Annotated in this window: 11 protein-coding genes and 1 tRNA gene; 1 reads left to right on the top strand and 11 read right to left on the bottom strand. The window is 52.1% G+C overall.

Going from position 1 to position 8,873, the window contains the following annotated elements; genetic code table 11:
- From BOW51_RS04340 to BOW51_RS04295, 10 genes are all read right to left on the bottom strand, one after another.
- Positions 1–724: tyrosine-type recombinase/integrase (locus BOW51_RS04340; protein ID WP_078476612.1), on the bottom strand; the 724-nt coding region annotated here is incomplete at its 3' end.
- Between the two features lie 170 nt (positions 725–894).
- Positions 895–971: transfer RNA gene (locus BOW51_RS04335), tRNA-Met, on the bottom strand.
- Between the two features lie 136 nt (positions 972–1,107).
- Positions 1,108–2,997, bottom strand: coding sequence for a molecular chaperone HtpG (gene htpG / locus BOW51_RS04330; protein ID WP_078476611.1), 1,890 nt, complete (start codon positions 2,995–2,997; stop codon positions 1,108–1,110).
- A 99-nt stretch (positions 2,998–3,096) separates the two neighbouring features.
- A complete protein-coding gene (gene pyrF, locus BOW51_RS04325) occupies positions 3,097–3,795 on the bottom strand; it encodes an orotidine-5'-phosphate decarboxylase (RefSeq protein ID WP_078476610.1) in 699 nt (232 codons plus the stop codon).
- Complete coding sequence (lapB, locus tag BOW51_RS04320) at positions 3,792–4,970, bottom strand: lipopolysaccharide assembly protein LapB (protein WP_078476609.1); 1,179 nt, start codon at positions 4,968–4,970, stop codon at positions 3,792–3,794. The genes pyrF and lapB overlap by 4 nt, the downstream gene beginning before the upstream one ends.
- A 136-nt stretch (positions 4,971–5,106) precedes the next feature.
- Positions 5,107–5,556, bottom strand: a complete 450-nt coding sequence (rplI, locus tag BOW51_RS04315; protein ID WP_078476608.1) for a 50S ribosomal protein L9 — start codon at positions 5,554–5,556, stop codon at positions 5,107–5,109.
- Positions 5,557–5,577: 21 nt separating this feature from the next.
- Positions 5,578–6,483, bottom strand: a complete 906-nt coding sequence (locus BOW51_RS04310) for a hypothetical protein (RefSeq protein ID WP_135568051.1) — start codon at positions 6,481–6,483, stop codon at positions 5,578–5,580.
- 33 nt (positions 6,484–6,516) lie between these two features.
- Positions 6,517–6,744 (bottom strand): 30S ribosomal protein S18, encoded by a 228-nt coding sequence (gene rpsR / locus BOW51_RS04305; RefSeq protein ID WP_078476606.1) that lies wholly within the window; start codon positions 6,742–6,744, stop codon positions 6,517–6,519.
- A gap of 23 nt (positions 6,745–6,767) precedes the next feature.
- The gene (rpsF, locus tag BOW51_RS04300; protein WP_078476605.1) at positions 6,768–7,124 is read right to left on the bottom strand and encodes a 30S ribosomal protein S6; all 357 of its coding nucleotides are present in this window, start codon (positions 7,122–7,124) and stop codon (positions 6,768–6,770) included.
- A 163-nt stretch (positions 7,125–7,287) separates the two neighbouring features.
- Positions 7,288–7,809, bottom strand: coding sequence for a 2-thiouracil desulfurase family protein (locus tag BOW51_RS04295; protein WP_078476604.1), 522 nt, complete (start codon positions 7,807–7,809; stop codon positions 7,288–7,290).
- Between the two features lie 60 nt (positions 7,810–7,869).
- Here BOW51_RS04295 and BOW51_RS04290 point away from each other — a divergent pair, with 60 nt between their 5' ends.
- Positions 7,870–8,139, top strand: a complete 270-nt coding sequence (locus BOW51_RS04290) for a c-type cytochrome (protein ID WP_167367236.1) — start codon at positions 7,870–7,872, stop codon at positions 8,137–8,139.
- On the opposite strand, the gene BOW51_RS04285 is transcribed toward BOW51_RS04290, so the two are convergent.
- A complete protein-coding gene (locus BOW51_RS04285; protein WP_078476602.1) occupies positions 8,136–8,765 on the bottom strand; it encodes an MBL fold metallo-hydrolase in 630 nt (209 codons plus the stop codon). The genes BOW51_RS04290 and BOW51_RS04285 overlap by 4 nt on opposite strands.
- Between the last annotated feature and the right edge of the window lie 108 nt (positions 8,766–8,873).

Genomic DNA, 8,873 nt, shown 5'->3' with positions numbered 1-8,873 from the left:
CCGGCCTCGTCAGAGGTAATAACCTCGGCTTGCCGTTCTTGGTCGTGCCAAGCATAGCCGTTCTGGCATGGAAATCGATGTCGGACCACTTGAGGTTCAGAAGCTCTCCCTTCCTGGCTCCCGTGGTGAGTGCCATCAGGACCAGCAGGTAAAGCCGGTCCCAGTGCGATGCCTCACAGGCTTCAAGCAGGGATTTCTGCTCGTTCTCGCTGAGGAACCGGTCTTTTGATGGATTCTCGCGGAAACGGGAGACTGTTTCCTGTCTGACCGGGTTGGTGAACTTAAGGTGCTGCACCATTCGTTTGTGGTCAGGATGTTGGATGAAGAAAATAAAGACTGCTGACAAGGTGGACTTGTAGCGATTGATCGTGGAGCCGGTGTAATTCTTCCGCGCCAGTCTGAGCAGACCGTCATCAACGTCTAGAGCATCGATATCGGTTACCTGCTTATTGCCGAATTGGTCACACCAGAATACCAGGCGGCCATCAGTAGAGGGATCTCTACCAGTGTATTGCACCATGTACAGGTCTTTGAGCTGCTGAAAGGTCAGAGTTTGCCTGACAGGGGCACCGAGCTTACGTGCAAGTTCGGAATCACCCTCGATCTCGCGGATGAATGCCTTGGCATCTTTCATTTTGGAAAATGTGCGGGAAACGGGACGCAGGCCAGAAGACCTGACCTGCACCTCGTATTTGCCGTTAGGCTTTTTGCGTATAGAAGCCATGTTCACTACCTCGTTTCAGGCCACCAAAACTCGTCCAACTGTGGACGTAGTGTGGATGGCTGTTAATCGAACGTAGCACCAGTACAAGCGATTAACCGTAAGGTTTTGAACCAGCCACCTGATTTCTCAGGTTTATCAGCCACTTGAGCAGTGAGTGACTGAAAGAAAATTGGTAGCGGGGGCAGGATTTGAACCTACGACCTTCGGGTTATGAGCCCGACGAGCTGCCAGACTGCTCCACCCCGCATCAACGAGGTGCGTAATATACCGGATGAGTCAATGAGTGACAAGCGCTAATCATCAGGAATTTGATGGATATCTCATAGCTAACTGATATCCATAATAAAATCCCCGGTAAAAATACCGGGGATCAAGGTTTTTGATCAGGAGCCGAGCGACAGCAACAGCTGGTTGAGTCGCTTGACGAACGAACCCGGGTCTTCAAGACGCCCGCCTTCTGCCAACAGCGCCTGGTCAAACAGTATGGAGGCAAGGTCTGCAAATGCAGTCTCATCCTCTTCCTCCGCCACGCGCTTGACCAACAGGTGGTCAAGATTGACTTCAAGAATTGGTGGTGACTCTGGTGCATCCTGGCCCATCTGCTTGAGAATTCGTGCCAGGTTCTGGCTCATATCATTCTCGTCTGCGATCAGGCATCCAGGTGAATCAACCAGTCGTGAGCTGGCTCGCACTTCCTTGACCTTGTCGCCGAGAATGCCTTGCAGACGCTCGAGAACCACTGCACTCTCCTTCTCGTCCTTTTTCTCTTCACTTTCGTTCGATTCCTTGTCGCCTTCGAGATCGATATCACCACGCGCTACAGAGGTCAGCGACTTGCCGTCGAAGTCAGCCAGGTTTGATACCAGCCACTCATCGACACGATCTGTCAGCAACAACACCTCGATGCCCTTCTTGCGGAAAATCTCCAGGTGCGGGCTGTTTTTACCCGCCTGCCAGGTTTCGGCTGTCAGGTAGTAGATCTTATCCTGGCCTTCCTGCATGCGTTCGATGTAGTCAGCAAATGATGTGGTCTGCTCACTGGAGTCTGAAGCTGTGGTCGCAAAGCGCAACAGTCCGGCGATACGCTGGGCATTGGCCGTATCTTCAGCAGGCCCTTCCTTGAGGACGGTACCGAACACTTCCCAGAACTTCTGGTACTTCTCGGTATCATTTTTTGCCATCTTCTCGAGCAGGCCGAGGATGCGCTTGACGTTAGCCCCGCGGATCGAGTCGATTTTGCGGTTATGCTGAAGAATTTCGCGGGAGACGTTGAGAGGCAGATCATCAGAATCAACCACACCCTTGACGAAACGCAGGAAACGCGGCAACAACTTGTCTGCCTCGTCCATGATGAATACACGTTTCACATAGAGTTTGACGCCATGTTTCTGATTGGGATCATAGAGATCATATGGCGCCTGTGATGGTACGTAGAGCAGCGAACTGTACTCGTTGTTGCCTTCTACACGGTTATGCACGTGAGCCAGCGGTTCGCTGAAGTCATGCGAGACATGCTGATAGAAGGTGTTGTACTCCTCTTCGCTGATCTCGTTCTTTGGACGCATCCACAGGGCCGTGCCCTTGTTAACCTGTTCCCACTCAGGCTCAGCATCCTCTTCAGTCGGCTCGGAGAGCATCTCGATCGGCAGAGCGACATGGTCTGAGAACTTGCTGATAATACTACGCAGGCGCCAGCTGTCGAGAAACTCGTCTTCCTCTTCACGCAGATGCAGGGTAATTGAAGTACCGCGCTCGGCACGTTCAACATTCTCAATCGAATACTCCGACTCACCGGTCGACTCCCAGCACACACCGTGCTCACTGGTCAGACCGGCACGACGTGTCTCGATAGTGACCTTGTCGGCAACGATATAGGATGAATAGAATCCGACACCAAACTGTCCGATCAGGCGGTTATCCTCGGACTCGTCGCCGGTGATCGCCTCGACAAACTTTTTCGTGCCCGAGCAGGCGATGGTTCCAATCGTCTCCATCACTTCCTGGCGGCTCATGCCAATACCGTTGTCGGTAACCGTGACCGTTCGTGCATCTTTATCGACCGAGACGCGGATCCTCAGGTCAGGATCAGTTTCGTACAACTCATCATCACCAAGCGCTTCAAAGCGCAGCTTCTCGGCTGCGTCAGATGCGTTCGAGACGAGTTCGCGGAGGAAAATCTCCTTGTTCGAATAGAGTGAACGGATGACCAGGTTGAGGACTTCAGACACTTCTGTTTTGAATTCAAGTGTCTCTTTGTGAGCTTCAGCAGACATGTAAACATGCTCCAGTATTCAAGAAATTGGAAAAATTGTACCGGCTGACACGCAATGCCACCGGAATTTGAAGATATGTGGAGATCAAGAGTTAATAATTCAAGCCTGATCGCCAATTGATGCAAGAATTGATGTGAGCGCCTCGTTTGGCTCTTCAGCAGCCGTAATCGGCCTGCCTACCACCAGGTAGCTCGAACCGGCCTGCATGGCGTCTGCAGGCGTCATAACCCGGCGTTGGTCGCCGGTATCACTGCCAGCCGGACGTACACCGGGAGTCACAAGCAGAAAATCGTTACCATTTTCAGCGTGCAGGCGTTCAGCCTCCTTGGGTGAACAGACAACGCCATGCATGCCGCTCGACTTCGCCAGTGCCGCGAGGCGGCTGACATTCTCTTCCGGGCTACCCGAATAGCCGATCTCGTGAATCTCCTCTTCCGACAGGCTGGTCAGAATTGTCACGGCAATCAGCAGCGTATCCGAATTGGCCTTATCTAAAGACTCGCGTGCAGCTTCCATCATGCGGCGTCCGCCTGACGCGTGCACATTCATCATCCATACGCCCAGTTCGGCAGCTGAACGGCAAGCACCGGCTACCGTGTTGGGAATGTCGTGAAACTTGAGATCGAGAAACACCTCGAACCCCTTTTTCATGCACATTTCCGCCGCAGATGGACCAAAACGGGTGAACATCTCCTTGCCGATTTTTACACGGCAGAGTGCCGGATCAAGCTGTTCAAGCAAATCCTGTGCAGGTTCAAGTTGCGGATAGTCAACAGCGACAATGATCGGTGACGTCATTCAGAGTATCTCCCGTTGTTATCAGAGGTTGGCAGCATTGTGCCCCACGCGCGACATCCCGGGCACTGCCAGTGAAGCGTGCGTGTGGTAAAACCGCAGCGGTGACACTGGTAGGCAGACTGTGTATCGGTCATGGTCTTGACCAATGCATCAAGTGTCTCGAGAAATGTCGTCTTGCCACTTCCCTGCTGAGTCAGGCGCATGCGTATGAGTCGCTGTACACCAAGAAGCGAGGGGTTGGCTGCCAGCTCATCGTTAAGAAAGCGGATAGCTGCATCACCACCTTCGCTTTGTTCAATCTCGTCCGCAATCGCCAGCATCACGTAGAGGCTTCTGCGCCTCTGGTAAAGCGCCTTGAGCCATTCGAGCCAGGCCTGCTCCTGACCGGTTGCCCTGTGACATTCGGCCATCTGATTGACGAATTCACCGATGAAAGCCGGATGTGTCTCAGCGACTCGCTGGTAGAGCTGCAGTGCATTAGTGTAATCCTGCTGCTGCAGGGAAAGCGTGGCCTGGGTCAACAGCGGACGCATCGCCTCAGGTGCAGTCTCACCTGCCTCCTCGAGATAGTTCCTTGCATCTTCGTCACGACCTTCCTGCAGGGCGATATCTGCCAGTTCGCAGAGAAAATGGGAACGATCCCTTGACTGATCCTCATCACCAATTTCCTCAAGACGCCGGGTGACATCCAGCGCCTTCTGCCAGTCTTTCTCATGTTGGTAGATGACCTTCAGGTTGCCCAGCGAGGTGTTGATAAGCGCATTGTTGTCGATCAGCTCTGAAAAGAGCGCCTCTGCACGATCAAGCAGGCCTGCATTCATGTAGTCGAGGCCCAGTTCCATAAGTGCTTGTGAGCGTTGCTCCGGGGAGAGCGTCGGACGTGCTATCAGGTTCTGGTGTATGCGGATTGCGCGGTCTGTCTCTCCGCGCCGGCGGAACAGGCTGCCGAGTGCAAGGTGCATCTCGACCGTTTCGCTGTTGACTTTGAGCATGCGCACGAAGACATCGATTGCCTTGTCAGGCTGTTCGTTAACGAGATAATTAAGGCCGCGGAAATAGGCAGGATCAATTTCTGCATTGCGCAGTTTCTCCCGCTCTTTTCGAACAGAGCGCTTGGCCGCCCACCAGCCCGAGGCAGCAGCGATAGGCAACAGCAGTATGAGAAATTCAGACATGAGTCTCTGTCAACGGCAGGAATCCTGGAAAAAACTGCAGTGATTTTAGCAGGAATATCCAGTCAGTGCGTTACCTTCATAACGTAAAACCCCCGCAAGAGTGCGGGGGCTTTACATTCTGATCGGTTAAATCAGGTTACTCTTCGCCTTCAACCAGGATGTTGACGATTGCATCAACATCGGTGTGCAGGTGAATAGTCACCTCGTAACCACCAGTAACACGAAAAACACCTTCAGGCAGACGTACTTCAGCCTTATCGACTGCTTTACCTGCTGCAGTCAGTGCCGCAGCAATGTCGGTCGTTCCGACAGAGCCGAACAGCTTGCCTTCTTCACCGGCCTTCTGTGTGATAGTGACTGTTGCACCGTCGATTTCTGCCTTGCGTGCTTCAGCTGCAGACAGCTTCTCGGCAGCTGACTTTTCAAGCTCGGCACGGCGCTTTTCAAACTCTTCAACATTCTTCTCTGTCGCAGGCAGTGCACGTCCTGATGGAATCAGGAAATTGCGGCCATAGCCAGATTTAACGTTAACTTTCTCACCCAGATCACCCAGGTTATTTACTTTCTCAAGCAGTATTACTTCCATCTTCAGGAACCCCCGAATCGGTCAATCTTGTTTATTCAAAAAACGTTGCCTGAAATCCATCCAGACATCCGCATATCCAGCAAAACCCAACAGCATCAGCATCCAGGGTCCTGCAAAAAGCAATAGCACGTAAACAGCTATCAACCAGCCACCTGCGTTTATACTATTCAGGCTTGCATGTGCCACGGCAAGCCCTTGTATCGCAAACGCGGTCATCACCAGCATCACCACACCATCAAGCATTGAAGCCTCTGATGAAATAATGCCCACCAGCATCAGTGGTATGACTGCCAGTGCCAGAATCCGGCTTAACCTGAGGGAATAGAATTCCCCGCGGAAACCGCCCGGATTGTACAGCAGTGACTGCCACCAGCGACCGATAAAGAGTGCAATCACCAGCTGCAGAAAAAAACCTACTGTCAGCATTGTCGGCAGGGCTTGTGCAATATCGGCAACGACACTCTCTGTCGTTGTGCCACTTGCCTCAAAGGCACCGCCTTTTGCAATCTCTTCAATCACCGGCAAGAGCAACTCGCTCCAGAAAGCGACCGGGTCGTCAAAAACGACATACTGCAAGCCCAGGGCAACCAGGGCAACCAGCAATGCTGCCTCGATAGACCACGGCAGGTACTGTGACCAGCGTTGCACTCCACCGAGAAGGATCATCGGCAGCCACAGAACCAGTGCCGAAATTCCGACAACCACTCCTGCCTGCAGGATGAACTCTCCCAGGCCCCACACTGCAAGCAGTGCGATGGCAACAACGAACAGGGACTCCCTAACGCCGTTAGCCAGAACCACAAGTGCAACAGCTGCTGCACTCAATACACCGACTGGCGGCAGTAACACTGCCAGTATGGCGGTTGTGGCAATCACCATTACCGCCCTGTACCTGTCTTGCATGACTTGTCTGGCTAACCACTGCATGACAGGTAACCGGTTAATTAAACTGTTTACTAATTACTTATGCTGATCCGTATAAGGCACCAGCGCAATGAAACGAGCGCGCTTGACGGCTGTTGCCAGCTGACGCTGGTACTTGGCCTTGGTGCCTGTAATACGGCTTGGTACGATTTTGCCATTCTCACCAATATATTGCTTCAGGGTATCGAGATCTTTGTAATCGATTTCCTTGGTACCTTCAGCGGTGAAACGGCAGAATTTTCTACGACGAAAAAAACGTGACATATCTTATATCTCCTGTTTCAGAATCAGGCAGCAGATTCAGCTGCGGCGGGCTCTTCACGAGTATCCTGCCTGGCCAGAAGCGAGGCATCGGTAACAGCTTCATCACGACGGATGACGAGGTTACGCAGGATGGCATCGTTGAAACGGAAATTGCTCTCGATTTCAGCAAGAGTTTCACTGTCACATTCGATGTTCATCAGCACGTAGTGTGCCTTGTGAATTTTGTTGATTGGGTATGCGAGCTGACGACGACCCCAGTCTTCAAGACGATGGATCTTGCCGCTATTTCCCTCGATCATTGTGCGATAACGCTCAATCATTGAGGGAACCTGCTCACTCTGGTCTGGATGGACCAGGAACACGATTTCATAATGACGCATTGTAGCTCCCTATGAGTTAGAAGCCTCCCGCTAGTGCGGTGAAGCAAGGAGTGTGATTTCATGACATGCACAAAACCACGTAAAGGCGCGCAGTTTAACGACTTTTCAGGAAAATGCAAGTTACACAGGGGGGACTGCGCGCCCTGTCAGGGAAGAAACTCGGCTATACGGAGGGCTTGCTTGCTGCGTAAGCGTAAACACGCTCGATAAAATCCTCCCGCAAAGCTGCATTTTCGAGACATGTCTCCTCTTCGACAGGAAGGGCTGGAAAGGTCTTCAGCAGGATTGTGGCAAACAGGCCTGCCCCACTACCTGCGACCTGCCCGGTGTAGTCGAAAAGAGTAACGCCTTGCTTACCACAACTGGGAGATCTGCTTTTCAGAATGTAGCCGCTCAGGTGGCCCAGCTGTCTGCACTGCTCGGTAGCCATCTGTTGCATCTGCTGCGTGTAATCTATGTTGCTGTCAGCCACCTGCGCCAATTTAGTGCTGTGGGCGTCAACATAGAGCTGCATTGCCGGCCTTGGAACACCAAGCCCGATCGCAGTTTCAGGGCAGAAGACTTCAAAATCAAAATAGGCAGACAGAGTATCGGCCAGGTAAGGGTTGCGCTTATGATTACCGTCGTAACGAACCGGGTTGCCTAGCAGGCAACTGCTTACCCCGATAATCAATCTCTGTTTCATCTTCTATGCCCGTCAGCAACTATGTTAATGTAATCAAAAATAATGATGGATTTGTACCAGATGAAGACAATTTTTCTCCTCCTGCCAGCCACCTTGTTATCGGCAGCGCTTGCCTCATGTGCTTCAATCAAATCAACACAACCCAATGTCGGGGCAATACTTTTCGAGGAGAATTGCCAACGTTGCCATCGTTATGCTGAGGACCTCAGGGAACCAAAGGAGTTCCTGAAGAGGACAGTCCATTATGGTGGCATGGATATGCCTTCGTTTCAGAGCGTACTGACCCTTGAGGAAGAGGACGCACTGGCTACTTATCTCTCCACGCTTTAACGCACGAACGGATTTGTACGCTTCTCTTCACCAATTGTGGTTTCAGGCCCGTGACCCGGAACAACCCTGACATCATCTCCGAGCGGAAAAAGGCGATTTTTAATCGAATCGATCAGTTGCTGGTGATCACCGCCGGGAAAATCGCTACGACCGATTGAGCCACGAAACAGCAGGTCACCACTGAATACAACAGCTGATTCTCGGTGAAAGAGCACAAGGTGTCCCGGGGTATGTCCGGGGGTGTGCACAACTTCCATCTTCTCCTCACCGAACACAAGTTGATCCCCGTTATCCAACCAGTGATCCGGTGCAAACTCCCTGCATTCAGGCAGCCCGAACATTTGCGCCTGCTTGTGCAGCGCTTCCAGCCAGTAGGCATCATCCTTGTGCGGGCCCCAAATCGGGATTTTATAATGATCTGCAAGAGCGGTAGTACCGCCAACATGATCGAGGTGTCCATGGGTCAGATAGATGGCAACAGGTTTGAGCCCCTTGGCATCGGATGCCCCGATCAACTCGTCAGCGTCACCACCCGGATCAATAAAGACCGATTCTTTAGTCGCATCACACCATGCGATGGAGCAGTTCTGCTCAAATGGGGTGACAGGTATGGAGATGTATTTCATGCTGATGATTATCTGGTCTATAGAAGTCGTTGCAGCCTATTCTACCCGTCAGTAACTACCCATGTACATGTCAGCCAATATTGATATTTAGCAAGTCGAAAATCATCA

It is taken from the genome of Solemya elarraichensis gill symbiont, from assembly GCF_002021095.1.
Classification (GTDB): domain Bacteria; phylum Pseudomonadota; class Gammaproteobacteria; order Chromatiales; family Chromatiaceae.
Note: the sequence above shows the minus strand (reverse complement) of the source record. Positions and strands in the feature narration are given on the sequence as shown.

Coding starts and splice junctions, on each gene's coding strand:
- htpG (WP_078476611.1), bottom strand. CDS start 2,997: ATGTCTGCTGAAGCTCACAAAGAGACACTTGAATTCAAAACAGAAGTG.
- pyrF (WP_078476610.1), bottom strand. CDS start 3,795: ATGACGTCACCGATCATTGTCGCTGTTGACTATCCGCAACTTGAACCT.
- lapB (WP_078476609.1), bottom strand. CDS start 4,970: ATGTCTGAATTTCTCATACTGCTGTTGCCTATCGCTGCTGCCTCGGGC.
- rplI (WP_078476608.1), bottom strand. CDS start 5,556: ATGGAAGTAATACTGCTTGAGAAAGTAAATAACCTGGGTGATCTGGGT.
- BOW51_RS04310 (WP_135568051.1), bottom strand. CDS start 6,483: ATGCAGTGGTTAGCCAGACAAGTCATGCAAGACAGGTACAGGGCGGTA.
- rpsR (WP_078476606.1), bottom strand. CDS start 6,744: ATGTCACGTTTTTTTCGTCGTAGAAAATTCTGCCGTTTCACCGCTGAA.
- rpsF (WP_078476605.1), bottom strand. CDS start 7,124: ATGCGTCATTATGAAATCGTGTTCCTGGTCCATCCAGACCAGAGTGAG.
- BOW51_RS04295 (WP_078476604.1), bottom strand. CDS start 7,809: ATGAAACAGAGATTGATTATCGGGGTAAGCAGTTGCCTGCTAGGCAAC.
- BOW51_RS04290 (WP_167367236.1), top strand. CDS start 7,870: ATGAAGACAATTTTTCTCCTCCTGCCAGCCACCTTGTTATCGGCAGCG.
- BOW51_RS04285 (WP_078476602.1), bottom strand. CDS start 8,765: ATGAAATACATCTCCATACCTGTCACCCCATTTGAGCAGAACTGCTCC.